Raw genomic sequence first — 23,872 nt, forward strand, 5'->3', positions numbered from 1 at the left:
CAGACGCGATGATTCTCTCGTCGGTCCCCGACATAACCCGTGGGTACTACGCGGGGCGCGCCCCCTCCTCTTCATCCCCTTTGGCGCGCCCCTTTTTTTTCATTTTGCCAAGGAGCCTCATCATGACCAGCCCTATCGGCCGGAGCAATGCTGCATTGCCGTCGTCCTTGACGTCGCCGATCGGCAACCGCAACGAAAAAAACCCCGGTGGTGAAAGCGACGGTGGTGATACCACCCCGCGCCGGGAAACCACGCTTCCAGCGACACCCCTCGGTCCGGTCGGCCACCACATCAATACCACCGCATGACGACATCGCAGTCCATGGAGGCTGCGCTGCCGCGCAGAATCACACGCTTGCGGTTCGGCCTGAAATCGTATCTGCCACGTGTTGTGCCGGCCATTGCTCTCGCCTTCGTCACCATGCCGCTCGACGGTTGCGCGGTGGCGGCATTTCCGTGCCGGATCGCTTCGGCGACGCTGAAGATCGTGCCCGTCGTCGGGCATGCCACAGCGGTGCCATTCGACGCGTGTGCAGCGGCGATCGACTGAGTGAGGTTCACTTGATGAGGCGTGCGACGTTCATCGCTTCCGTTGTCTGTGCAGCGAGCATTGGTGCATCGATGTCGCCCGCGCACGCGGACACGCACTTCGAAGGGCACGTGCTGCCGGTCGCCGCGCCAAAAGTTGCCGCGTCCGTGGAAGGCGCGAGCGCGTCGCACCCGGCATCGTCGAGCAACACAACGCCGCAACAACGCGTGGCGCCCGTTGCATCGGTCACCAGCACGCACAAAGCCACACATGCCGACACACCCTTCGCGTTTCGCGGCATTCCACTTGGTATCACGTTGACTGCGCTGCGCGAGGCGAACATGGTGCGCGCCACGCCACACGAGAGCGAACTGCTCTGTGAAACCGACGTCGCGGGCGGCGACATCGGCATGACGATCAAGAGTGAGACGAGCCTTACGGTTGCGTGCCGCTGGGCACATCGAACCGCGCAGGGCTGGGCGCCATCGCACGCTGTGGTGGACGCGACACCTGCAGCCGATCATGTCCTGCGTTTTACGCACGCTTCTGCCGGCGATCCGCTGCGTCTCTATGAAATGTCGTTCATGGTGGACGACGAAACGGCCGTGGATCTTCGCAACATGCTCGCGGTGCACTATGGGCCGCCGCGCGTGCTCGGTACGCCGTCGCTGCCGTTGCTCGTGTGGGATAACGCGGCGAGCACGATCACGATCTGCATGCAGTCCGAAAGCCACAGCGCCACGCTCACCTATTTGCTCAAGCCTGCTGGCCCGCACGTCAAAGGTACCCAGAGGTCGCTGAAGATCAGCGAGTTCGACGCGGGTTGAACGCGGCACGCGCCAACCGATCCTCTCGAAGAACATCACGCATCCGATGAATCACTCAAGTGCCCGCTATGCCGTGAGATCTCCAGTTCAATCGAATTCCTGGAATTCCAGCATAGGGAGATCGATTCGTTTGAAGGTACTGCCACGCATACTATTTTGCACGTCGATCACAGTGACCGTCACTGCCTGTACGACACCCGATTCGATCGTCAACACGCCCATGACACCGCCGCTCGCGGAACCGCCGCTGAACGTCAACACCGGCGGCTCGATCTATCAGCCGGGCATGGCAATCGCATTCTACGAAACGCCACGCGCGCAGCGTATCGGCGACGTGCTGACGATTCGACTCGCCGAAGCCTATCGCGGCACAGACAGTTCAGGCGCCAACGCGAAGCGCGACAGCGCGATAACGGCCACTGCCGCCGATCAATCGACTGGCGCCGCAGCACGTCTCGCGCGACTCTTCAACATCGGATCGGCGTCTACGACGTTCGACGGTAACGGCAGCCATTCACTCGCAAGCGACATGACCGGCACGCTGGCCGTCACGATCATCAGCAAGACGCCCACCGGCAACCTTGTTGTGTCGGGAGAAAAGATCATTTCGATGAGCGGCGAGCATCAGCGCCTGCGTCTCTCGGGCATCGTCAACCCGAACGACGTGGAGGCGGACAACTACGTGGAATCGGGAAAGATAGCGAATGCCCGCATCGAGCACGTAGGCCACGGCATGCTCAACGATGCGACCACGGTCGGCTGGCTGCAGCGCATGTTTCTCAGCGTGCTGACGTTCTAACCGCGTTCGTTGTGCCCTAACGCACACAGGGTGCGTCAAGGGCCATTATTCGTCGTCACACCAGCTCGCGTTCAGTCTTCGACGCCGGCGGCTTCGCCGAATCGCTCTGCGTAACCCGCTTCGCCTTCCGGTACGAACACGTAGCCCTGTCGCCATACTGTCTGCAAATAGCGCGGCTCGGACGGATCGGTTTCAATCAACCGCCGCAGGCGCCAGATCGCGACGTCGAGGCTGCGATTGCGGCAGCGTCCCGCCTCGCCGTACACGTTGTCGATGATCGCCTCGCGCGAAAGAATCGTCATCGGGTGATTGACGAACAGCTTCAGGAACGCGAATTCACTCGAACGCAGCGCAATGCGTTCGCCATGGCGGCAAAGTTCGCGCGAGCGGAAATCGAGTTCGAAAGGACCAAAGCGAAACGAGGCGCGGCTTTCAGGCGCACCCGTCAAGTGTGTGGCGTTTCGGCGACGCATGACGGTGCGAATGCGCGCCGCAAGCTCACCCGGATCGAACGGCTTGCACACATAATCGTCCGCGCCGAATTCGAGGCCCAGCACGCGGTCGATCACGTCATTGCGCGCCGTAAGCAGAATGACCGGCAGGTCGTCGCCGTTTTCACGCAGCGCGCGCAGCGCACCGATGCCATCCAGCTCCGGCATCATGATATCGAGCACGACGGCTTGCGGCCGCTCGGAGCGAAGCTGCTGCTGCATGGCGCGCGCGGACGACAGCTTCGTGACGGAAAAGCCGCGCATTTCCAGATATTCGGCGGTGACGTCGCGCACGACCGGGTCGTCGTCAACGAGAAAAATATTATTTGCCATGCACAAATCGTAAGGGACAGAAACGCGCCGGCATAGGCTCGTCTCCTTTCCATTCCTTTCCTGAACCGCGGCCGTGCGAAAGTTATTGGGTGTTCAACGCGGATGCGAACCAGCCGCGCGATTGCGTCTGGTCGACCAGCATGTTTTCCACCAACCCTTTGAGTTTCACCTCTGCGCTCGAATAGCGGTCGGTGCCGAGGCCACGCACTTCGTAGCGTCCCGTCACGGCAATATGGTTTTGCTTGAGGATAGTCAGGTTGATCGTCGAGAGGTAGGCGCGGCTGTCGTCGCTGAACGTCGGCTTGCCGAAATCGATCGACGCGTTATAGACGAGACGCCCTTCGCAATTGACCGGCTCGGTGCCGGGACTGTAGACGTCCGAGCGTACGCCACGTCGTGCGAGCACGAGCTGCAGTGAGGGCACGAAATCGGCGGACGGGACCAGTGGATTGTTCTCGATGCAGATCGACGTGAGATTCACCGGCTGCCCCGTCACGAACTTCGGCGACGAGTAATTCGACGCAACCGCGTAACCCGCCTGAATGACGGAGCCGGTCGCGTCAGCCGCCGTGATCAGCGTCCACGCGCAGCCGTTGAGCGCGAGCACAGCGCCTAGCGTTGCGGCGATTTTCGTCGTACGCGCACGGGCGATGAGTGACACGATTTCGTGTTGCATGGAAGCGGATACCTGACGCGTTGATGGGCTGCGCGAAACACGACACGTGGCCGGCAGAACTCGTCATGCATCATCGTTTTAAAGCGCATCGAGCAATGACCGGGACATCGGCCAATGTTGAACACGACTTTCCGCTTCTTCTCAATTCTCTCGATTCGTAAGGTTCTGAACGCCGATAGTGTGCACATGACGTGAGATCGTCGCGCCGCAGGCAACGCGATCTTTATCGCGCACGGTTGCCATGAAATGCTTTGTAAGCGGCGCAGCATTGTGCCCTTTGTGCGCCATATCGTGCGCAAGTCGCTGCGCTATCGTTTTCACCACGACGCTTAGTGCCGTGGCAACGCTCAACAGGCCACCCGTCGCTTACTGCCAATTCAACAACATCGTGCCTGACATGAATCGAGAACAGAAAAAAAGTCGTGCCCATTTTCTCCGTCGCGGCGTGAACGCGGCTGCGATCGTGCTCGTCGCATGGGTCGCCAGTTCGCCGTTCGCCCACGCCGCGAGTTTCCGCTGCCCGCACAACGCGTCAGCGTCGGAGCGCCTCGTGTGCAGTGATCCCACGCTCTCGGCGCTCGACGACAAACTGGCCGCGCTCTATCGCAACGCGTTCAATACGGTCGCCGACGCCGATGCACTCAACGCCGACCGTGTGAGCCAGTGGCAATGGCGTCAGCACAACTGCCAGGAAAAGGAGTGCGTGACGGCCTGGTATAACCGGCGTATCGCCGAACTCGAGGGCGATCTCAAACACGGCAAGGAGACGACCGTTCAGCGCGTGAAGGAGGGTGTCGTGGACCAGCAACTGGCGCCTCCGGCACAAGACGCCGTGCTCGAAATGAATGGCATTGAACCGGCACAGACGGGCCAGAAAGCAGCACCCGCGTCTCCTGCCGACAACGCGAAGGACGCGACGAAAGCAGGCGCGAATGCCGAGTCGACCCGGGAGAACACAACACTGAAGCTCCAGAAAATGCAGAGCGGCGTTACGGCGGACGAGCGACAGAAGCGCCTCACCGAAGCATACGCGCATCACTTGCCAGCCGGCGACGCAGCGGCTTCCGCGCGAACCGACACCTCGGCGATGGCCGCGAAAATGGCAAACGCGAGCGCGGCATTGGCGCTAGCCGTGGGGATGGCGCCTCTCGATTCGCCAGTCGGTCAGTCCGCGAAAAATACCGGAAATGGCACGGCGAGCACCACTGAAAATAATCCTGCGAATAGCGCATCAGAAACGATGCAGGATCGTGCCGCCACGCAACGGTCCGTGCAAGCCAGTGCAAAATCGGGAGCGAACACAATCACGTGCTCTTCCGTGGCATCTCAGGAGCCTGTGCGCGCCGCGGAGGCGTCCAGCGAGTCAGGCGCCGTGGTCGTGAAGTAGGCGCGCGTGTAAGCATCGGCAAGAGTCACGAGCGTTCGCACTGTTCTGCGAGACGTCGCCATAAAATAAAATACGACGATGAGTCCACACGTTCTCATCGTCGACGACGATCCGGTCGTACGCGATTTCCTCTTCTCTTTCTTCCGGGACAACGGCTTCAAAGCCTCGGTTCTGAACGACGGTATGCATCTGGACCAGATGCTTGAACGCGAGCGGCCATCGGTCGTCGTGCTCGACGTCATGATGCCCCGTGCCGATGGCCTTCGCGCGCTCGCGGCGTTGCGAGCGAGGGGCGACGACACGCCGGTGATCTTCGCGTCCGCGCGCGGTGAGGTGGGCGACCGCATTGCGGGGCTCACGCTGGGCGCCGATGACTACGTCGCCAAGCCGTTCGATCCGCAAGAGCTACTGGTGCGTATCCAGACCGTGCTGCGCCGGCGCGGTGTCGTGCCGGTCGGCGTGCCTGAAGCGAGCGGACGCTACCGCTTCGGGCCTTTCGAGCTCGACTTCGACACGCGGCAGCTCATGCGCGACGGCGTGCGCGTACCCTTGCGTGGTGGCGAATTTGTACTGCTGCGAATATTTGCGCGGCATCCGTACCGTGTGCTCTCACGCGTGCTGATTCACGAACTGCTTCAAGCGGACGGCCTCGAATGTCATGAGCGCAGCATCGATGTTCCGATCTGGAGACTGCGCCGGGTGATCGAGGACAATCCATCGCAGCCACGCTTCGTGCAGACCGTCCGCGGCAAGGGCTATGTGTTCGTGCCGCAGCGCGCGGCCGGTGCCGAAAGCCAGGTTGCTGATGACGCGCTGTCCGCAGAATGATCGCCTGAACGCATGAGCAATCCATTGAATACGCTGTTTGGACGCATGGCGCTGATGTCGGCGCTGGTGCTGTTCACGATTCAGACCTGCTGGTTCGTATTGTTCGCGCCGCAGCCGCGCCGCCACGAAGTGGAGGGCTTCGAGCGCGGCCTGCTGCTCATGCTGTACGCGGCCACGAACGCACCGCCGAACGAAGTCGAACTGGCGCCGACGCTGCGCGTCCATCTCGTGCCAGCCTGGAACATGCCCGCTAACGTGCAGCTCGAAGTGCCCCGGCGCGAGCCGCTCGCCGACTTGCGCCAGCAACTCCTGCTCGATCTGCCTCCCGGCACCGAGATCCTCGCCGACACGCACCACGGCGAAGCGCTCTGGGTGCGTTTCGCGGGACGTCCCACGTGGATCGTCGCGCCCATCGATCTGCCTCCAGCGGGTAATCTGCTGCCGCAGTTCGGCTCGATGCTCGCGATCTCGTTGATACTCGCGTTGCTCGCGATGTGGCAAATGCAGCGGCCGCTTGCGCGCGTCGCCCAGGCGGCGCGCGCGTTCGGCACCGGCCATCGCCCCGCGCCCGTCGAAGCGCACGGGCCGCACGAATTGCGGGCATTGATTGGCGCGTTCAACGGCATGATGAAGCGGCTCAACGAAGCCGACGACGATCAGGCCGTTATGCTCGCCGGCGTCGCACACGACCTCCGATCCCCGCTCACGCGGCTCAAGCTGCATGCGAGCATGCTGGCTACGGAGCGCGAGCGTGAGCGGTTCATTCGCGAAGTCGATTCGCTGAATGACATCGTCCAGCAATTTCTGGAATTCGCGCGGCAGAGCCCGGAGGCGGGGCCCGAAGTGAATGTGGACGTGTTACTTCGAGAGCAGTTTTTCTCTGAAACCGCCGGTGGAGAAGACGCGATCTTCAATCTCGATCTGCGCGCGGGCCCGGCGTTTTGCTTGCCGCGCACGCTGCTCGACCGGCTCGTGTCGAATCTCGTCGATAACGCGCTCGAACACGGTGTGCCGCCGGTGGACCTCGCCACGCGCCGCGAAGGCGCGCAGTGGATTATCGAAGTGCGCGATCATGGTCCAGGCATCCCCGCAGAGCGCGTAGCCGCGGCGCTCAAGCCCTTCGTGCGCCTTGACGAGGCGCGTGGTGGCGAAGGCCATTGCGGGCTCGGGCTCGCGATCGTCACGCGACTCGTCCGCAATCAGGGCGGCCTCTGCGAATTGTCGAATCACCCCGAAGGCGGACTGCGCGTGCGTATTGCGTTTCCCGCTGGGTGACGTGCCTGATTTCCGCCCGTTACGTATCGTTCAGACCACGAGCCGGCCGCGCAGACGATCCAGCGTGTTAGACGCGAGTCCGAGTCCGGTGGTGAGATAACGGCTCAGATCGCCGTAATTGGTCTGCAGCGCGTCGAATGCAGCTTGAATGTAGCTCTGCTGCACGGGCGGCGTGGCATTGGCCGGATCCACACCGGTCGAGCGCCACGCATTCGTGAGAAGAAAATCCTGTACGACGATGTCGAGCGGCACGTTGGCGATCAGCAGCAACAGCGCGCTTGCCCAGCCCACGACGTCCACACCCGGCGCGCCGCAGATCAGATGAGGCCCCGGCGCATCCGCGATATGTTGTAGCAGCGCGCCGTATGCCGCGCATTGAGTGCGGCCAGTCACGAACTCGTTCCAGTACGTTTGCATCGCCGCGTCCAGTTCGGCCGCCTGCATGCCCGCAAACGACGGCGGCGCGAGTGTCCCAAGCACGTTGAGCGGGAGATAGTTCGCCGTGCCCGGCAGCGTGCCGGGCGCGATGCCGGCAACGGCTGGCGCGCGCAGATCGTAGACGTACGCGAGCGCCATGCGCTGGAGCGTGGCCACATCGGCAGCGTTCGGCGTGAGCGCATCGCAGCGGTAGACCCATGCGCGTCGTACATGGGCGCCGTCGCTCGTCGCGTAGCCCGGCGAGGCACCTGCCACATCGCGGAAATTCGCTATGGAATTGAGCACTGGCGCTAATTCAGCCGGTGACACACCGACTCCGGTGAAATCGCCGCCACACGCGCTCAGCAGCGTACTGGCGCAGCCTCCCAATGCGAGCACGCTCACGCTGCTTTTGAGCAGCGCGCGGCGTCGCAGGCTGGCGGGCGCAGCACCGCTTTGACGCGCGAAGTCGCTCGTTACGGACGCACGTAAAGGCTTGCCCGCTTGCGCGAGGGAAGATGGGTCGACGGGAAGAAGCGGATTCATCGATTGACAACTAATGTAGGGAGCTCGAACGCCAGGCGAGCCGTTGCGGCGCCGAAGTCTACCGCGCTCGAAAAGAACGAAGTTTAGCGGCAGACACCCCGTGAAAGGTTACAGCGCAATATTCCATAACAATTTGTAGTGGCATCACGATGCGTTGACAGGATCGGATGCGCCGCATTGTATGTTGCCGGGACACAGCAGTGCCATCTTGAACCGCCACAAAAGCGTTCGGTGCTGCGGTTATACAGCAAATCCCTGCCAGACCTTTCCAGTTTGCGAGAACGTGTAAGCATTACTGCAATATTCGATTATCTCGATCGCTCAATAACGAACAGGTGCGCGTAATTCAGTGGCATTTCCTTAATAAATATAACCAAACCTTTCCGAATATTATTCTTGACGCTAATTCCGGCGCCTCTATAATCGCCCGTGAATAGAGGCGATCATGCGTGGAGTTTGTTGGTTTACGCAATTGCCAATGAGGAGTGCTACGTTATGTACAAAGGCAGTGTAATTGACGAGGCTCACGAGATACGGCGCGCAATCGAGCTGATTCAGCTTGGCGCGCGCATGCCGGTGCTCGAAAAGGAACTGACGCTGTCGCGCGGTCGTTTGATTTGTCTCTATCGCGAACTCAAAAACGCTTCGCCACCCAAGGGGATGCTGCCGTTTTCGACGGACTGGTATTTCACGTGGCTGCCGAACATCCACTCATCGCTGTTCTACAACATCTACATGTTTCTCAAGGACGAAGCGAAATGTTCGCGTCTTGATGGACTCACCCGCGCGTATCGCCTCTATCTTGAACATTGTGAGTGCGCCGAAACCGAGCGCGTGCTGAGTTTTACGCGAGCCTGGACGCTGCTACGCTTTTTTGACGGCGGCCTGCTTACGATGACGCGCTGCAACGTCTGCTCCGGGCGTTTCGTGCGGCCCGTGCGCGATGCGAACAGGCCTTTGACCTGCTGCATGTGTGTGCCACCCTCGCGCGCAGGTACAGCGCGTAAAGTTCGCAGCCGTACGGGTGCTGAGTTTGGCGAGCTTCCCGAACCGATATACGGCTCGCTTGCCGACGTCCGTTGATCTGAAGCGCAGCGCGAGCTATACGCCTGTGCCACGCCCGAGTCGCCTGTAAATGACGTCGGGCGGCGTGCATTTTCGTTACTCGTTTTCGCCTGCCGCATCGGACAGCAAAGCACGAATATCGTGAGCGCAGAGACGGCAGATTGCTTTGCTATCCGGACTAATATATTTTCCTTGCCGATGCTCGCAAAGTTGAGCAGCGAGCGCAAGCGCGTGCGCATCAGCGGCCTGCCAGGTTTCCCATGCGATCTGTGTTCCACTCTGTACGTAGTCTCCGCTGTCGTCGCGGGCGAGCATATCGGGTAGGCGCGCATGGGCCTGCAGATATTGCGCGCGATAGTGCGCCTCGAACACTTTGCGCCGCGAGAGGCGCTTCAAGCTTGCCCCTTCGTGAGGTGGCGCGGGTCGGTGAGGCGTAGAAACTTCATCCACATGCGGCGTCGCGCGGGCTTCTTCTTGCAGGTCGAGGGAAATGTGCGGTCACCGTGCCGCGATTTGCGCACGACGTTCCGATGCAAACATTGTGACAGGCGCGACAAAAGGTAGGGTCGCCGAATATCGCGCATTTATTTGCGTTATTCGAGAGCCATTAAATAGCCGAAAGGGGCGAATATCGTAGGGCATTTAAAGTCGCAAGGAGTCGACCATGCAAATCGGGGGAGCGGGAAGTAACGCCTACGGCGACGCCGCTATGCGCACACTCAACGCGCGGATGGCGTCTGGACAGACCGCCCAGGAGGACCCACGCGCGAACGACGGCGTCACGGACCTCGATGCGCCGTCGCAGGACGACGCAGTGCGAATCTCGCCACAGGGCTATGTCACTGCGATGGCCGACAGCGTCGACGCTAACGACGATGTCACCACGATGCCGCTGGACCAGGTGGACCAGACGGACCAGACGGACCAGACGGACCAGACGGACCAGACGGACCAGACGGACCAGACGGACCAGACGGACCAGACGGACCAGACGGACCAGACGGACCAGACGGACCAGACGGACCAGACGGACCAGACGGACCAGACGGACCAGACGGACCAGGCGGACCAGGCGGACCAGGCGGACCAGGCGGACCAGACGGACCAGACGGACGACGCCCGAAGCGATCCCGTCGCGAACGGCGAGACTGCGGCCGAAGCCAACGCGCAGCCATTGAAATCGCTCGTCTGTGGTGCGCTCGGACTTGACCGTCCCGATCGGCCTGCCGACCCGAACGCCGCCTACACGGTGGGTCAATGGATTGCGGCGGGCATTACGCTGGGCGGGATCATTTCCCTTATGGTGTGAGCGCGAGACATCGTGCATTAGCGACAGGGGCCCTCGCGCGTCTACGCTCAGCGCGGTAATTGCGTCGCGTAGTGGTAGTGAGGAACTCGCTCAACACGCTGTTTGGCCGCATGTAGCCGCGCGCGAATCGAATCAATCCGTTCGCTTGCTATGTCGCGTGCCGATTGGCAGTGCCGGGGAGCGCTTGCTGCCGTCGTCAGGCGATTTGCTTTAGCGACGCGCTCGACAATATTTTGGAATCCTATTTGACAAAATAGAGCGCGCTCATAAGGCACAAATTTTTTGCCGCCTCGATCCTGCCGCACGACGCGACGCGGGAACGCGACATCGCCGAGCGCCCGTTCAGCGAGGCGCAGGCCGCCACACAGTTGCATGTGGCGAAGGTCACGCCCTACGAGAAGGTCCGCCGCGACGGCCTGGCGTCGGGCAGCAACCCGAAAACGCGCGACTTAAAACAAAAACGGCAGCGGAGGATCCGCTGCCGTTTGCACGACGTGAACCACTCATAAAGCGCGCTCAGGTAGCGAGCGCCTTCTGCAGCAACTGGTCGAGTTCGGAGAACTGCGGCTCGCCAACGTAGCGCTTGAGGATCTTGCCGTTGCGATCGATGACGAAGGTGGTCGGCGTGAGCTGCACATTGCCGAACTGCTTCGCCGCCGAGCCGTCGTCCATGGCGACCTTGAATGGCAGATTGCGCGTCTGCGCGTAGTTCGCAACGTACACGGGCGCATCGTAGTTCATCGCAACGGCGACGAATTCCAGCCCTTCGCCTTTGAAGCGGTTATAGGTCTGAACCATCTGCGGCATTTCGTGCATGCAGGTTTCGCAGCTCGTCGCCCAGAAGTTGACGAGATAGACCTTGCCCTTCAGGTCGGCGGTGGAAATTTTCTGGCCGGAGAGCAGGGTGAAGGTCGCGTCGGGCACACGCTGCTGGCTGCCGAAGAATGCGAAGTATCCGGCAATAGCGACTGCGCCGACGATCAGCACAGCGGCAATGCGGTAAATCGCGCTCATGCGGCGCGTATTCGGGGCGGACGGGGGAGTCGGGGAGGCAGCAGTCATGATTGGAATCTCGGGCACCGAAATGCAAGCCGAAACATTCTAGCGCCGATTTTCCCGGTATAGGGTTTGCCGGCTTCGATGCGTCGGGCGGGCAACGGATAATGTTCCGTACCTTTCACTGCCATGATCCTGACGCCTCATGTTGCTGACCGTCTTTCGCCGTGCCTGCGGCTTGTCGCTGAGTCCTGTCGGGCGCCGTCTCTACGCTTTTTCATGCGCGCGTCGTGCCTCCGGGGTCCGCGCCGCGGCACTCGCCCTGCGCCTCTGCGTCGCAGCGGGGGTACTGGCGGCCTGTTCACCGACCTACGACTGGCGAACCGTGTCGAACGACGCGAGCGGATACAGCGTGGACCTGCCCGCGAAGCCGAGGTCGGATCAGCGCGACGTCGAGATCGCTGGCACGCCGATGCACATGCGCATGCAGACGGCAGAGGTGAACGACGTGCTCTTCGTCGTTGGTACGGTGGCCCTGCCGGACGCCCGGTCCGAGACGCAGCAGCAGGCCCTCGCGTTCTTGCGGGACGGGCTGGCGCGTAACGTGGGCGTGGCGCCCGACGCTCGCGATGTTGCGGTGCCGGTGGCGACGGGTGGGGCAATCGGGGGCATCGAAATGCGGCTGACTGGCAAAGCGGGGGAGAAGGGAGAAACCCGCACGATCCACGCGCGCCTCGTGGCGAAGGGCACGCGGGTTTACGAGGTTGCCATCGTGGGCCGTGCCGAGCCGTCGGTCGAGCAGGTCGACCAGTTTTTTCGCTCGTTCAGGCTCCATTAATGGCAGACGACCACCGGCGCGAGTGAAAGTTTCATCGTAGCTCTTTGCGCTAGTGCCCGGATTTGATTGGGTGTTTACCGGTTACCCACAGATCTTGTGGATAACTTTGTGGAAAAGGTAAGCGAACTACCCGCAGAGGGCCGTCCTGCGGGCTTTTAGTTACTTTGCCCGGCTTCTCGGCAATTCTCAAAGTTCATTTAATTCAATGGGTTGCGGAGCATGGTTCGAGCGAATGAGCGTATTTCACAAATTAGTGACCGATATGACGCAATGTGCATAAGTCAAGTCTTGACACTGTTTTTTTGACGTTGTGATGACGCTCGTACTTTTTTGATGCCTTGCCCAGGCTAACGGTCGGCAAGGGCGCGGCGATACTGGATTGCTTCCGCGATGTGGACCGCGGTGGGCATCAAGGCGTCTGCAAGATCGGCAATCGTGCGCGACACCTTGAGCACGCGGTAATACGCGCGCGCCGACCAGCCGAACCGTTCGCCGGCCTCCCGCATCAGCAATTCCCCAGCGGCGTCGGGACGGCAGACCTCGTCGGCGTCGCGGCCGCTCAATTCCCGGTTGGTTTTCCCCTGACGCAGCAATTGGCGCTCGCGTGCCGCTTCCACGCGCGCTGCGATGACCGCACTCGGTTCGGCGGGCGTGTTCGCTCGGCCCGCGAGTTCGGCGGGCGGCAGCGCGGGAATTTCAATCTGGATGTCGATGCGGTCGAGAAGCGGCCCCGAGAGCTTGCGCAGGTAGCGCGCCGCACCTTCAGGCGTGCAGCGGCAGCGCCCCGAGGGATCGCCGCGCCAGCCGCACGGGCACGGATTCATCGCCGCGACGAGCTGGCAAGCGGCGGGGAAATCGGTTTGCCACGCGGCGCGCGAGATCGTGATCGAGCCGGCTTCGAGCGGTTCGCGCAGCGTCTCCAGTACGTGACGGTCGAATTCCGGGATTTCGTCGAGGAACAGTACGCCCAGATGGGCGAGCGTGATTTCGCCAGGCTGTGGTGGATTGCGCCCGCCGATCAGGGCGGCCGCACTCGAAGAATGATGCGGCGCGCGAAACGGCCGCCGTCGCCATTGCTGCGGCGAGAAGCCAATCGCGCTTGCCGAGAGCAGCGCGGCCGAGGCGAGCGCTTCGGCATCCGTCATCGGCGGCAGGAGGCCTGGCAAGCGCGCTGCCAGCATCGACTTGCCCGCGCCTGGCGGTCCCACCATCAGCATGTGATGTCCGCCGGCCGCCGCGACTTCCAGTGCGCGCCGCGCGCCACGCTGGCCGATCACATCCGCCATGTCGGGCGCAGCGGCAGACGCGCCTGCGTCGAGTGCGCTTGCGCGCGTGGGTGCGAGCCGTGCTCCCTCGTCGCCGCTGAGATGTGCGCAGAGCGTGCGCAGGTCGGCGGCCCCAAAGACGTCGACGCCCGGCACGAGCGCGGCTTCGTTTGCATTTTCCGCAGGTAGATAGAGCTGGGGCGGCGATATCGAACCAGTCTCGCCAGAAGCCCTCCGCGCCGTCCCGCACGCCATGGCGAAGGCGCCGCGCATCGGCCGCACGGCACCGGTCAATGAGAGTTCGCCTGCGAATTCGCGATGGTCGAGCGCAGCGACGGGGATTTGCCCGCTCGCCGCGAGTATGCCGAGTGCGATCGGCAGATCGAAGCGTCCGGATTCCTTGGGCAGGTCGGCCGGGGCGAGATTGACGGTGATGCGGCGCACGGGAAAATCGAAGCCGCAGTTCTGCAGCGCGGCGCGCACGCGTTCGCGGCTTTCGCGAACTTCGAGATCGGGCAGGCCGACGATGGAAAACGACGGCAGCCCGTTGGCGAGATGGACTTCGACGGTAACTTCCGGCGCGCGACCAGACGCCGGCGCGCGCGAGCGCACCACGGCAAGCGACATGGGATTCTCCGAAGGAAGGCGCCCGGGCATGCGCCCGGCAGTCCGGGCCTGCCACTGGCGTGAACAGGCCGTGACGCGCCTTTACGGTTCCATTGCGATTACGCTACGGCTCGCTTGCCGTGAGTGCGTGGACGCAATTGATCAGGACGACTGGCCAGTTACGGGCAGCTTCTGCTCGAGTTCTGCAACGCGACGCTCGAGTTCTTCGAGGCGCTGGCGCGTGCGCACGAGCACCTGCGTTTGTGCGTCGAATTCCTCGCGCGTCACGAGTTCAAGCTTCGAAAAGCCTTGCGAAAGCATTGCACGCACATTGCGCTCTACATCGCGCGCGGGCGAGTTCTTCAGCAGTTCGCTCACGCGGTTCTGCAGATCATTGAATACATCGTTCGGTTGTTTCATTCGTTTCCCCTTCGCTGCACAAAATATGTGCATGTTTCGTTTCGCCTGTGCGTTGCACCCGCTTGCACCCGTTTGCACCCGCTTTTGACCAATCTTGGTGCGGATCTGCGTTCGCGGCGACGCCCGTAAGTGCATCAGACATGTGTTCCTGTCCGCCGCGAATCAGCGGGCTGCAAGCATGCGCGCCGACGCTTCGCCAAGCCCCGCAACGGGCCTTGCAGTGCGGCCTGCGCGCCCGCACAGCCTGAGGACACTGTATCAACGATCCCCCTGCGATGCCACCGCGCAGACCCTTCACTGGCCGTCCGGCCAGGGCCTGTGCGGCACGCCTCTCCGCCCCGCGGACCCGCATTGTCCACGCCTTGCGCGATTGTTGCAGGCAAGCGCGTCAACGTGCCGCCGTCAGAAGGTGGCACGAGTGTTGCTAATACTGCCGCGCGCACCGAACAGCAGTTGGCTCGCGGTGCGTCGGCGAGGTGTGATCGACCCAACCGGCGCCCGTTGCATATGCAAACAACGGATGAAGCAACCACAGCGAGGACTACATGAAACTCATTACAGCAATCATCAAGCCGTTCAAGCTCGATGAGGCGCGGGAGGCTTTGTCGGCCATTGGCGTCTCGGGGATCACTGTGACCGAAGTGAAAGGTTTCGGCCGCCAGAAGGGGCATACGGAGTTGTACCGCGGCGCGGAGTACGTCGTCGACTTCCTGCCGAAGGTGAAGATCGAGGCTGCCGTCTCGGACGAAATCGTCGAGCAGGCGATCGAGGCGATCGAGCGCGCGGCCCGCACCGGGAAGATCGGCGACGGCAAGATTTTCGTTACGGCAGTCGAACAAGTGATCCGCATCCGCACCGGCGAGACCGGCGCAGACGCCCTGTGACGCAGGACTTCGTTCATGGGACCAGCGTAAGGCGCCATGGCATCTGAGCAAGCGCTGGAACGCCCGCTCAGGTCGACACGCCAACGCTGCTCGACAGCGACAGAGACAGACACAAGAGGAAAGAGGAAACCAAGATGCGTAAATTTTTGATGTCCCTGCTGATGGCCGGCTCGCTGCTGGCCGGCGGCATCGGTGCTGCGCTGGCGGACGACGCCTCGGCACCCGCCGCCACCGCGCCCGCTGCGGCGAGCCCAACCGAACAGGCGGCGGCCCCCGCTGCCGCGCCCGCCGCCAGCGCACCCGCTGACGCGTCGGCTGCGGCTGCGGCCTCCGATGCGGCGCCCGCCGCGCCGACCGCGCCGTTCTCGCTCGATTCGTCGAAGATCAACTCCGGCGATACCGCGTGGATGCTCACCTCCACCGCACTCGTGCTGTTCATGACGATCCCGGGTCTGGCGCTCTTCTACGGTGGCATGGTCCGCAAGAAGAACGTGCTCGCGACGCTCATGCAGAGCTTTGCGATTACCTGTGTCGTCACGGTGGTCTGGACGGTCGTGGGCTACAGCCTCGCGTTCACGCCGGGCAGCTCGTTCCTGGGCGGCTTCTCGCGCCTCATGCTTCACGGCATGAACTACATCAAGGGTGACAAGGCGACGACGCTCACCGTGAGCCACCTCGCGCCGACCATCCCCGAGACCGTGTACTTCGTCTATCAGATGACGTTCGCGATCATCACGCCGGCGCTCATCACGGGTGCATTCGCCGACCGCATGAAGTTCTCGGCGATGCTGGTGTTCATGACGCTGTGGTCGATCATCGTCTACTCGCCGATCGCGCACATGGTCTGGGAACCGTCGGGCTGGCTCGCGTCGGCTGGCATCCTCGACTTCGCAGGCGGCACGGTGGTTCACATCAACGCCGGTATCGCGGGCCTCGTGTGCTGCCTCGTGCTCGGCAAGCGTGTCGGCTATGGCCGCGAAGTGATGGCACCGCACAACCTCACGCTCACGCTGATGGGCGCCGCGATGCTGTGGGTGGGCTGGTTCGGTTTCAACGCCGGGTCGGCAGTCGCAGCTGATGGCCGTGCCGGCTTCGCCATGCTCGTGACGCAAGTCGCCACCGCCTGCGCCGCGCTCGGCTGGATGTTCGCGGAGTGGATCGCCAAGGGCAAGCCGTCGGTACTCGGTATTGCTTCGGGCGCCGTTGCGGGTCTCGTCGCGATCACGCCGGCTTCGGGTTTCGTCGGCGTGACGGGCTCACTCGTGATCGGTGTGGCCGCAGGCGTGATCTGCTTCTGGTCGGCCACCTGGCTCAAGGGCAAGCTCGGCTATGACGACTCGCTCGACGCCTTCGGCGTGCACTGCATCGGCGGCATCATCGGCGCGCTCCTGACCGGCGTGTTCGCGGTCAAGGACATCGGCGGCGCCGACGGCAGCATCGTCCTGCAGGCGAAGGGTGTCCTGACGACGCTGATCTACAGCGGCGTGGTGAGCTACGTCCTTCTGAAGGTCATCGACATGGTGATGGGCCTGCGCGTAACCGAAGAAGAAGAGCGCGAAGGCCTCGACGTGATCCTTCACGGCGAACGTGTCGAATAACGCACTTCCCTCAAGCGTTTACCTGAACAGGTAAGCAGCGCTGCGAGTCTGGCCCGCCTGCACGGCGGGCCTTTTTTCTTTTGGGGCGCCGCGCTCGCGCCCATTGCACACGCGGGCTGGCGCGGTCCAGAATGCAATGACAGGCAGGGCATGTGATCCGGTGCGCGGGGCTGCCTGCAGACCTTGCTGGTTGTAAGGTTGTTCGGTCTTGCATCGCGCGGAATCGTCCCCATATAGGCTCCGGGTTTCCCTGCAATCTTTTCATTGCTCAAAGTCCGCGAGTACGAGTTTATGGTCCCGCACCTGGTTACGGCGTTGAATGGCCCGCTCCTCGAACTGGAGCAGCGCATCCTCGATGCGACGCCCGCCATCGAGCGCTGGTTCCGCCTCGAATGGCAGGAGCACACGCCCCCGTTCTACTGTTCGGTGGATCTGCGCAACGCCGGGTTCAAGCTCGCGCCGGTCGACACCAATCTTTTCCCCGGCGCCTTCAACTGCCTGCCGCAGGAAGTGTTGCCGCTCGCCGTGCAGGCCGCGATGGCCGCGGTCGAGAAAATCTGCCCCGACGCGAAGAACCTGCTCGTGATTCCCGAGCAGCACACGCGCAACGCGTTTTATCTGGAAAACGTCGCACGGCTCGCGACGATCATGCGTCAGGCCGGCCTGAACGTGCGCTTCGGTACGCTCGACGAAACCATCGCCGGTCCGGTGACGATCTCGCTCGACGACGGCCAGAAGATCGTGCTCGAACCGCTCGAACGCACGCCGCGCCGCCTCGGGCTGAAGAATTTCGACCCGTGCTCGATTCTTCTGAACAACGACCTTTCGGGCGGCATTCCGGCCGTGCTGGAGAACCTGCACGAGCAGTACCTGCTGCCGCCGCTGCACGCGGGTTGGGCCGTCCGTCGCAAGTCGACCCACTTCGCGTGCTACGACGACGTGGCCAAGAAGTTCGCCAAGATGGTCGGCGTCGATCCGTGGATGATCAACCCGTATTTCGCGCACGTCGAAGGTGTGGATTTCGAAGCGCGCACGGGCGAGGATGCGCTCGCCACGGCGATCGATGCGGTGCTCAAGAAGATCGCGAAGAAGTATCGCGAGTACGGCATCACCGAGAAGCCTTACGTTGTCGTCAAATCCGATGCGGGCACCGATGGCCGCGGCGTGATGACCGTGCACGACGCCGCCGAGGTCGCCGCGCTCACGAAGCGCGAACGTGCGAAGATGTCCGCTTCCAAGGATGGACTCGAAGTGCGCGACGTGATCGTGCAGGAAGGCGTCTACACGTTCGAGCGCATCGGTGACGAAGTGGCCGAGCCGGTCGTCTACATGATCGACCGCTACGTGGTCGGCGGTTTCTACCGTGCGCACGGCAGCCGCGAGCGCGACCAGAACCTGAACGCGCCCGGCATGCACTTTGTGCCGCTCGGCTTCGAGCACACGGCGCTGCCCGACACGCGTGCAAAGCCCGGCGCCGCGCCGCCCAACCGCTTCTACATGTATGGCGTGGTCGCCCGTCTCGGGCTGCTGGCGGCGTCGGTCGAACTGGAGAAGACCGATCCCGAAGCGATCCAGGTCTGAGAGGCCTGCGCGCGCGGGTGCGTGCCGCTGCTGCACGCATTAAGCCCTTTTCGGGCATTCTTTCGCATTACGGATAAACAGCGCCCGTGACGGGCGCTACAGGGATTACATGGACATTCTTTTCATCGCCGATCCGCTCGAGCGGTTCCGTATCTACAAGGACTCGACCTACGCGATGATGGCCGAGGCCGCGCGGCGCGGCCACAAGCTCTACGCGTGCGAGCCGCAGCACCTCGCATGGGTCGATGGCAAGGTCGAGGCGGACGTGCGGCACTTCGAGATCGTCGGCGACGGGGCAGACCTGCATCGCGAGCGCTGGTATGTCGCGCAGAAGGCGTCGCGCGAACTCACGAGCTTCGACGCGATCCTGATGCGCAAAGATCCGCCGTTTGACATGGAGTACGTGACGTCGACATGGCTGCTCGAAATGGCCGAGCGCGCGGGGGCGAAGATTTTCAACCGTCCGCAGGCGATCCGCGATCACTCGGAGAAGCTCGCCATCGGCGAGTTCGGGCAGTTCGTCGCGCCTACGCTCGTCACGCGCAACGCCGCGCGGTTGCGCGCGTTTCACGAAGAGCATCAGGACGTGATCCTCAAGCCGCTCGACGGCATGGGCGGCATGGGCGTGTTCCGCGTGAAGGCCGACGGGATGAACCTCGGTTCGATCATCGAAATGCTGAGCGCGGACGGCGCGCGCAGCGTGATGGCGCAAAAGTTCATCCCCGAGATCAAGGACGGCGACAAGCGCATCCTGCTGATCGGCGGCGAGCCCGTGCCGTATGCGCTCGCGCGTATTCCGCAGGGCAACGAGGTGCGGGGCAACCTGGCCGCGGGCGGTCTCGGCCGCGCACAGCCGCTCACCGCGCGCGACATGGAGATCGCGAAGACGCTCGGGCCGACGCTCGCGGCGCGCGGTTTGCTGCTCGTCGGCCTCGACGCGATCGGTGACTGGCTCACCGAAGTCAACGTCACGAGTCCGACTTGCTTTCGCGAAATCATGGAGCAGACGGGCTTCGACGTGGCCGCGATGTTCATCGACGCGCTGGAGCGCGCGGCGGCTTGAATCGAGGCGTCGCGCCATCATCTTCGATACAGGAGCGGACGGGGCGGCGAACAACGCTCGTGCTCGCGGCGCCGCGTTCGAGGCAACCCGGATTGCACACGCCGCTCCCTGTTGTGGCGCGAATACTCTGCGAGCAAAACAGTTCGGCTCGCGTCAAAATGACCCTGCTACAATGCCGCGAGCCCGCGTCCCGGGCAGGCCGCCGGGCGTCAGTTACGACGTCCATGGCGCCGCCTCGCGGAGCGTGTTCCGACCCTGTGGGCTTACGGCTGGTCCCAGGTTCGGCGCTGCCGGAAGCGATCGACGGGATCGATCCGGGCCATAATTGAAGCCGTTTTTTGCAGTCAGGCTGAAATGAAACTACCCCCACGCTCCCGCTGGTCGCTACCCCCCGAGTGGGCGTCTGTACTCTTGGGGCAGCCCGGCGAGTACTGACATGGCAGGCATTCTGATCATCGCGCACGCACCGCTCGCTACCGCACTACGCGAGTGCATCGCACACATCTACGGCGGCTGTCCCGCGCGCATCGGCGCGCTCGACGTGCTTCCCGACAGCGATCCGGCTGAGGTCGTCCAGCAGGCCAACGCGGAAGTCGAGCGTCTGCGCGAAGAAAACGGCGCGCTCGTGCTCACCGACATGTTCGGCGCGACGCCATCGAACATCGCCGCGCGGCTCGCGACGCTCCCGCAGGTGCGGGTGCTGGCGGGCGTGAACCTGCCGATGCTCGTGCGCGCCGTCTGCTATCGCGCCACGCCGCTCGACATGCTGGTCGAAAAAGCGCTGACCGGCGCGGGCAACGGTGTCCAGTTGATCGGTCCGGCCGTGCCGCCACCGGCGAACGAGTGCGGCTGCGCGCCGACACCCTGTGGCGAGGCCGTCACCAGCAAGACGAACCCGGCCGGCGCGTGAGCGCCGCCACCGCGACACACTCCCGAACCAGCAAACCGAACCAGCCCAAGACCAACACACTGCGCCCGGACCGAACCTATGCTGCAACAAGAAACGACAATCGTGAACAAACTCGGCCTGCACGCGCGCGCGTCGGCGAAGCTGACCCAGCTGGCAGGCAATTTTCAGTCTGAGATCTGGATGAGCCGCAGCGGCCGCCGGATCAATGCGAAGAGCATCATGGGCGTGATGATGCTGGCGGCGGGGATCGGCAGCACGGTGCTGATCGAAACCGAAGGCCCCGACGAAGTGGACGCCATGAGCGCGATGCTCAAGCTTATCGCCGACAAATTCGGCGAAGGCCAGTGATCCGCGCTTGACGTCGCGCAACGTCGAAACGCCGCGGTTCGTCCGCGGCGTTTTTGTTTGTGCTCACGTAATGGGCTATCAATCGGCTATCGCGCGGCGCTGTGTCCCGGTGATCGGGTGTTTGCCAGGCGGCACGCGAGTCGCGCGGAATTTATAATTGGTGCCGGGGTCTGAGAGAGCGTTGCAGCGGGTTGCCGCGGCATTACATAAAGAGGAGGTGCGCGTGCCGTTCACGCTGCATGGAATTCCCGTGTCACGCGGTATCGCCATCGGGCGAGCGTATCTGATCGCTCCGGCCGCGCTCGACGTCGACCACTATCTGATCGAACACGAAAACATCGATGCCGAGATCGAGCGTTTTCGCGCGGGGCTTGCCTTCGTCGAGAAGGAACTCGACACGCTGCGCGCCGATCTCGCGGCCGACGCCCCGTCTGAAATGGGCGCGTTTATCGGTGTCCACCTGATGATCCTGAGCGATGCGATGCTCGTCCAGGAGACCATCGATCTCATCCGCACCCGGCGCTATAACGTCGAATGGGCGCTTACCGAGCAGCTCGAACGGCTGACGCGCCACTTCGACGAGATCGAGGACGAGTACCTGCGCGAGCGCCGCGCCGACATCGAGCAAGTCGTCGAACGCGTGCTGAAGGCGCTCGCGGGCGCTTCGCCGGCCGCGCTGCATGGCCGCTGCGATGAAATGATCGTGGTCGCTCACGACATCGCACCCGCCGACATGCTCCAGTTCAAGACGCAGAGCTTCAACGGTTTCGTCACGGATCTCGGCGGACGCACCTCGCACACGGCGATCGTGGCGCGCAGCCTCGGCATTCCGGCGGCGGTCGGCGTGCAGCACGCGAGCACGCTGATTCGCCAGGACGATCTGATCATCGTCGACGGAGATCACGGCATCGTGATCGTCGATCCCGCGCCGATCGTGCTCGAGGAATACACGTACCGTCAAAGCGAGATGGTCCTCGAGCGGCGCAAGTTGCAGCGGCTCAAGTTTTCGCCCACGCAAACGTTGTGTGGCACGAAGATCCAGCTCTACGCGAACATCGAGCTGCCCGACGATGCGCAGGCCGCGCTCGATGCCGGCGCGACCGGCGTGGGCCTGTTCCGCACCGAGTTCCTGTTCATGAACCACAAGGACCAGTTGCCGGAAGAGGATGAGCAGTTCTTCGCCTACCGGCGCGCCGTCGAGTTGATGAACGGACTGCCCGTGACGATTCGCACGATCGACGTGGGCGCGGACAAGCCTCTCGACGCAATGACCGCGGGCGATGGCTATGAAACGGCTGCGAATCCGGCGCTGGGCCTGCGCGCGATCCGCTGGAGCCTGTCCGAGCCGCAGATGTTCCTCACGCAACTGCGCGCGATGCTGCGCGCGTCGGCGTTCGGAACGTTGAAGATTCTGATTCCGATGCTCGCGCACGCGCAGCAGATCGACCAGACGCTCGACCTGATCCGCGAAGCGAAGCGCCAGCTCGACGATGCCGGTATCGCCTACGATCCGAACGTCCAGGTGGGCGCGATGATCGAGATTCCTGCGGCGGCGCTGGCCTTGCCGATGTTCCTGCGGCGCCTCGATTTCCTGTCGATCGGCACGAACGATCTGATCCAGTACACGCTCGCGATCGATCGCGCCGATAACGCCGTCGCCGATCTCTACGATCCGCTTCATCCTGCGGTGCTGCAGCTGATTGCGCACACGCTGCGCGAAGCGAAGCGCGCGGGCGTGCCGGTGTCGGTGTGCGGGGAGATGGCGGGCGATCCGGCGTTCACGCGTCTGTTGCTCGGCATGGGGCTCACCGAGTTCTCGATGCATCCGAGCCAGTTGCTTATCGTGAAGCAGGAGGTTTTGCGCTCGCAGTTGAAGGCGCTGGAAAAGCCGGTGGCCGATGTGCTCGCCGCTTATGAGCCCGAGGAACTGCAATCGGCGCTAAAGCGCGTGGTTGAGGCGTAAGCCGCGCGCGGGTGTGGTGTCAGTGCGTACAAATCAGCGCAAACAGATAAGCGCAAACAGATAAGCGCAAACAAAAAGCCCCGGCATGCCGGGGCTTTTTTCATGCGTGACGCTCGCCGCAGACCGGACAGTCCGGCTGCCGCGCGATGCGCATCGTATTCCATTCCATGCGTAGCGAGTCGAGCATCATGAGCCGGCCGACGAGCGTCTCACCGATCCCGCCGATCACGCGCAGCGCCTCGGCGGCCTGCATCGTGCCGATGATGCCCACAGTGGGCGCGAACACACCCATCGTCGAGCACGCAACTTCCTCGAACGGCTGATCTTCCGGAAACACGCACGCGTAGCAGGGCGAGGCGGGATTGCGCGAGTCGAACGTGCTGATCTGCCCGTCGAAGCGCAGCGCCGCGCCCGAGACGAGCGGCACGCGATGCGCGACGCACGCGCGATTGATCGCGTGGCGCGTGGCGAAGTTGTCGGTGCAGTCGAGCACGACCGTCGCAGCGCTCACGTGAGTATCGAGCCACGCGTCGTCGATGCGCGTCTGCACCATGTTCACCTTCACCTCGGGATTAAGCCGTGCAATAGCGTCGCGGCCCGATTCCACCTTGGCTCGACCCACCGATCCCGTCTCGTGCATGATCTGCCGCTGCAGGTTGGTGAGATCGACGGTGTCGTTGTCGACGAGCGTGAGCGTGCCCACGCCCGATGCCGCGAGATACATCGCCGCGGGCGAACCGAGCCCGCCCGCGCCGATGACGAGCGCGTGCGCGTCGAGAAAGCGCTGCTGCGCTTCGATGCCGATTTCGTCGACGAGGATGTGGCGGGAATAGCGGAGGAGTTGATCGTCGTTCATCGCGATGCGCGGGGAGAGAGGCGTCGCGACCGATCGTGAGTCCGTGGGCGCGGCGTGATTCC

General features: G+C 63.1%; 25 protein-coding genes. 17 read left to right on the forward strand and 8 right to left on the reverse strand.

Annotation, left to right across the window (positions count from 1 at the left end; genetic code table 11):
- The first annotated feature begins 122 nt into the window (after positions 1-122).
- The 4 genes from L0U80_RS01325 (at position 123) to L0U80_RS01340 (ending at position 2,155) form a co-directional block, all read left to right on the forward strand.
- The gene (locus L0U80_RS01325; protein ID WP_233862048.1) at positions 123-308 is read left to right on the forward strand and encodes a hypothetical protein; all 186 of its coding nucleotides are present in this window, start codon (positions 123-125) and stop codon (positions 306-308) included.
- A gap of 83 nt (positions 309-391) precedes the next feature.
- Entirely contained in the window at positions 392-550 is a 159-nt protein-coding gene (locus L0U80_RS01330) for a DUF6726 family protein (RefSeq protein ID WP_373322175.1), read from the forward strand.
- A gap of 71 nt (positions 551-621) precedes the next feature.
- Complete coding sequence (locus tag L0U80_RS01335; protein ID WP_233862050.1) at positions 622-1,356, forward strand: hypothetical protein; 735 nt, start codon at positions 622-624, stop codon at positions 1,354-1,356.
- A 220-nt stretch (positions 1,357-1,576) separates the two neighbouring features.
- Positions 1,577-2,155, forward strand: coding sequence for a flagellar basal body L-ring protein FlgH (locus tag L0U80_RS01340; RefSeq protein ID WP_233865561.1), 579 nt, complete (start codon positions 1,577-1,579; stop codon positions 2,153-2,155).
- Between the two features lie 71 nt (positions 2,156-2,226).
- Here the strand turns inward: L0U80_RS01340 and L0U80_RS01345 are convergent, their stop codons facing one another.
- Both L0U80_RS01345 and L0U80_RS01350 read right to left on the reverse strand, forming a co-directional pair.
- The gene (locus L0U80_RS01345; RefSeq protein ID WP_233862052.1) at positions 2,227-2,979 is read right to left on the reverse strand and encodes a response regulator; all 753 of its coding nucleotides are present in this window, start codon (positions 2,977-2,979) and stop codon (positions 2,227-2,229) included.
- An 82-nt stretch (positions 2,980-3,061) separates the two neighbouring features.
- Positions 3,062-3,655 (reverse strand): hypothetical protein, encoded by a 594-nt coding sequence (locus L0U80_RS01350; protein WP_233862054.1) that lies wholly within the window; start codon positions 3,653-3,655, stop codon positions 3,062-3,064.
- A gap of 397 nt (positions 3,656-4,052) precedes the next feature.
- On the opposite strand from L0U80_RS01350, the gene L0U80_RS01355 reads away from it, so the two are divergent.
- The 3 genes from L0U80_RS01355 to L0U80_RS01365 all read left to right on the forward strand — a co-directional run bounded on the left by L0U80_RS01355 (position 4,053) and on the right by L0U80_RS01365 (position 7,145).
- A complete protein-coding gene (locus L0U80_RS01355; protein WP_233862056.1) occupies positions 4,053-5,042 on the forward strand; it encodes a lysozyme inhibitor LprI family protein in 990 nt (329 codons plus the stop codon).
- 78 nt (positions 5,043-5,120) lie between these two features.
- Positions 5,121-5,870, forward strand: coding sequence for a response regulator (locus L0U80_RS01360; RefSeq protein ID WP_233862058.1), 750 nt, complete (start codon positions 5,121-5,123; stop codon positions 5,868-5,870).
- A 12-nt stretch (positions 5,871-5,882) separates the two neighbouring features.
- Positions 5,883-7,145 (forward strand): ATP-binding protein, encoded by a 1,263-nt coding sequence (locus tag L0U80_RS01365; RefSeq protein WP_233862059.1) that lies wholly within the window; start codon positions 5,883-5,885, stop codon positions 7,143-7,145.
- Positions 7,146-7,175: 30 nt separating this feature from the next.
- Here the strand turns inward: L0U80_RS01365 and L0U80_RS01370 are convergent, their stop codons facing one another.
- On the reverse strand, positions 7,176-8,108 hold the full coding sequence (locus L0U80_RS01370; protein WP_233862060.1) for a tyrosine-protein phosphatase: 933 nt from the start codon (positions 8,106-8,108) through the stop codon (positions 7,176-7,178).
- Positions 8,109-8,603: 495 nt separating this feature from the next.
- On the opposite strand from L0U80_RS01370, the gene flhC reads away from it, so the two are divergent.
- A complete protein-coding gene (gene flhC / locus L0U80_RS01375) occupies positions 8,604-9,191 on the forward strand; it encodes a flagellar transcriptional regulator FlhC (protein WP_233865563.1) in 588 nt (195 codons plus the stop codon).
- 78 nt (positions 9,192-9,269) lie between these two features.
- On the opposite strand, the gene L0U80_RS01380 is transcribed toward flhC, so the two are convergent.
- On the reverse strand, positions 9,270-9,569 hold the full coding sequence (locus L0U80_RS01380; RefSeq protein WP_233862061.1) for a phiTE_015 family protein: 300 nt from the start codon (positions 9,567-9,569) through the stop codon (positions 9,270-9,272).
- 268 nt (positions 9,570-9,837) lie between these two features.
- Between L0U80_RS01380 and L0U80_RS01385 the strand changes: the two genes are divergently transcribed.
- On the forward strand, positions 9,838-10,482 hold the full coding sequence (locus L0U80_RS01385) for a hypothetical protein (RefSeq protein ID WP_233862062.1): 645 nt from the start codon (positions 9,838-9,840) through the stop codon (positions 10,480-10,482).
- Between the two features lie 516 nt (positions 10,483-10,998).
- Here the strand turns inward: L0U80_RS01385 and L0U80_RS01390 are convergent.
- Entirely contained in the window at positions 10,999-11,544 is a 546-nt protein-coding gene (locus L0U80_RS01390) for a redoxin family protein (protein WP_124152311.1), read from the reverse strand.
- Between the two features lie 139 nt (positions 11,545-11,683).
- Between L0U80_RS01390 and L0U80_RS01395 the strand changes: the two genes are divergently transcribed.
- Positions 11,684-12,316: a hypothetical protein gene (locus L0U80_RS01395; protein ID WP_233862063.1), complete on the forward strand. Its 633-nt coding sequence runs from the start codon at positions 11,684-11,686 to the stop codon at positions 12,314-12,316.
- 347 nt (positions 12,317-12,663) lie between these two features.
- On the opposite strand, the gene L0U80_RS01400 is transcribed toward L0U80_RS01395, so the two are convergent.
- On the reverse strand, positions 12,664-14,208 hold the full coding sequence (locus L0U80_RS01400; protein ID WP_233862064.1) for a YifB family Mg chelatase-like AAA ATPase: 1,545 nt from the start codon (positions 14,206-14,208) through the stop codon (positions 12,664-12,666).
- Between the two features lie 141 nt (positions 14,209-14,349).
- Entirely contained in the window at positions 14,350-14,607 is a 258-nt protein-coding gene (locus tag L0U80_RS01405) for an accessory factor UbiK family protein (protein WP_028227733.1), read from the reverse strand.
- Between the two features lie 545 nt (positions 14,608-15,152).
- Between L0U80_RS01405 and L0U80_RS01410 the strand changes: the two genes are divergently transcribed.
- The 7 genes from L0U80_RS01410 to ptsP all read left to right on the forward strand — a co-directional run bounded on the left by L0U80_RS01410 (position 15,153) and on the right by ptsP (position 22,954).
- Entirely contained in the window at positions 15,153-15,491 is a 339-nt protein-coding gene (locus L0U80_RS01410) for a P-II family nitrogen regulator (RefSeq protein ID WP_124152309.1), read from the forward strand.
- Positions 15,492-15,625: 134 nt separating this feature from the next.
- On the forward strand, positions 15,626-17,089 hold the full coding sequence (locus L0U80_RS01415; RefSeq protein WP_233862065.1) for an ammonium transporter: 1,464 nt from the start codon (positions 15,626-15,628) through the stop codon (positions 17,087-17,089).
- 291 nt (positions 17,090-17,380) lie between these two features.
- On the forward strand, positions 17,381-18,670 hold the full coding sequence (gene gshA, locus L0U80_RS01420; protein WP_233862066.1) for a glutamate--cysteine ligase: 1,290 nt from the start codon (positions 17,381-17,383) through the stop codon (positions 18,668-18,670).
- A 109-nt stretch (positions 18,671-18,779) separates the two neighbouring features.
- On the forward strand, positions 18,780-19,733 hold the full coding sequence (gene gshB / locus L0U80_RS01425) for a glutathione synthase (RefSeq protein WP_233862067.1): 954 nt from the start codon (positions 18,780-18,782) through the stop codon (positions 19,731-19,733).
- A gap of 436 nt (positions 19,734-20,169) precedes the next feature.
- Positions 20,170-20,643: a PTS sugar transporter subunit IIA gene (locus L0U80_RS01430; RefSeq protein ID WP_233862068.1), complete on the forward strand. Its 474-nt coding sequence runs from the start codon at positions 20,170-20,172 to the stop codon at positions 20,641-20,643.
- A gap of 78 nt (positions 20,644-20,721) precedes the next feature.
- The gene (locus tag L0U80_RS01435; protein WP_233862069.1) at positions 20,722-20,991 is read left to right on the forward strand and encodes an HPr family phosphocarrier protein; all 270 of its coding nucleotides are present in this window, start codon (positions 20,722-20,724) and stop codon (positions 20,989-20,991) included.
- A 223-nt stretch (positions 20,992-21,214) separates the two neighbouring features.
- Entirely contained in the window at positions 21,215-22,954 is a 1,740-nt protein-coding gene (ptsP, locus tag L0U80_RS01440) for a phosphoenolpyruvate--protein phosphotransferase (protein WP_233862070.1), read from the forward strand.
- Between the two features lie 100 nt (positions 22,955-23,054).
- On the opposite strand, the gene L0U80_RS01445 is transcribed toward ptsP, so the two are convergent.
- Entirely contained in the window at positions 23,055-23,810 is a 756-nt protein-coding gene (locus L0U80_RS01445; protein ID WP_233862071.1) for a HesA/MoeB/ThiF family protein, read from the reverse strand.
- Between the last annotated feature and the right edge of the window lie 62 nt (positions 23,811-23,872).

Origin of the sequence: Paraburkholderia adhaesiva (assembly GCF_021390575.1) — a bacterium.
Taxonomy (GTDB): Bacteria; Pseudomonadota; Gammaproteobacteria; order Burkholderiales; family Burkholderiaceae; genus Paraburkholderia; species Paraburkholderia adhaesiva.

Coding starts and splice junctions, on each gene's coding strand:
- L0U80_RS01430 (WP_233862068.1), top strand. CDS start 20,170: ATGGCAGGCATTCTGATCATCGCGCACGCACCGCTCGCTACCGCACTA.
- L0U80_RS01410 (WP_124152309.1), top strand. CDS start 15,153: ATGAAACTCATTACAGCAATCATCAAGCCGTTCAAGCTCGATGAGGCG.
- gshA (WP_233862066.1), top strand. CDS start 17,381: ATGGTCCCGCACCTGGTTACGGCGTTGAATGGCCCGCTCCTCGAACTG.
- L0U80_RS01340 (WP_233865561.1), top strand. CDS start 1,577: ATGACACCGCCGCTCGCGGAACCGCCGCTGAACGTCAACACCGGCGGC.
- L0U80_RS01350 (WP_233862054.1), bottom strand. CDS start 3,655: ATGCAACACGAAATCGTGTCACTCATCGCCCGTGCGCGTACGACGAAA.
- L0U80_RS01395 (WP_233862063.1), top strand. CDS start 11,684: ATGTTGCTGACCGTCTTTCGCCGTGCCTGCGGCTTGTCGCTGAGTCCT.
- L0U80_RS01405 (WP_028227733.1), bottom strand. CDS start 14,607: ATGAAACAACCGAACGATGTATTCAATGATCTGCAGAACCGCGTGAGC.
- L0U80_RS01325 (WP_233862048.1), top strand. CDS start 123: ATGACCAGCCCTATCGGCCGGAGCAATGCTGCATTGCCGTCGTCCTTG.
- L0U80_RS01390 (WP_124152311.1), bottom strand. CDS start 11,544: ATGACTGCTGCCTCCCCGACTCCCCCGTCCGCCCCGAATACGCGCCGC.
- L0U80_RS01415 (WP_233862065.1), top strand. CDS start 15,626: ATGCGTAAATTTTTGATGTCCCTGCTGATGGCCGGCTCGCTGCTGGCC.
- L0U80_RS01445 (WP_233862071.1), bottom strand. CDS start 23,810: ATGAACGACGATCAACTCCTCCGCTATTCCCGCCACATCCTCGTCGAC.
- flhC (WP_233865563.1), top strand. CDS start 8,604: ATGTACAAAGGCAGTGTAATTGACGAGGCTCACGAGATACGGCGCGCA.
- L0U80_RS01335 (WP_233862050.1), top strand. CDS start 622: ATGTCGCCCGCGCACGCGGACACGCACTTCGAAGGGCACGTGCTGCCG.
- L0U80_RS01355 (WP_233862056.1), top strand. CDS start 4,053: ATGAATCGAGAACAGAAAAAAAGTCGTGCCCATTTTCTCCGTCGCGGC.
- L0U80_RS01345 (WP_233862052.1), bottom strand. CDS start 2,979: ATGGCAAATAATATTTTTCTCGTTGACGACGACCCGGTCGTGCGCGAC.
- L0U80_RS01360 (WP_233862058.1), top strand. CDS start 5,121: ATGAGTCCACACGTTCTCATCGTCGACGACGATCCGGTCGTACGCGAT.
- gshB (WP_233862067.1), top strand. CDS start 18,780: ATGGACATTCTTTTCATCGCCGATCCGCTCGAGCGGTTCCGTATCTAC.
- L0U80_RS01385 (WP_233862062.1), top strand. CDS start 9,838: ATGCAAATCGGGGGAGCGGGAAGTAACGCCTACGGCGACGCCGCTATG.
- L0U80_RS01370 (WP_233862060.1), bottom strand. CDS start 8,108: ATGAATCCGCTTCTTCCCGTCGACCCATCTTCCCTCGCGCAAGCGGGC.
- L0U80_RS01435 (WP_233862069.1), top strand. CDS start 20,722: ATGCTGCAACAAGAAACGACAATCGTGAACAAACTCGGCCTGCACGCG.
- L0U80_RS01365 (WP_233862059.1), top strand. CDS start 5,883: ATGAGCAATCCATTGAATACGCTGTTTGGACGCATGGCGCTGATGTCG.
- L0U80_RS01400 (WP_233862064.1), bottom strand. CDS start 14,208: ATGTCGCTTGCCGTGGTGCGCTCGCGCGCGCCGGCGTCTGGTCGCGCG.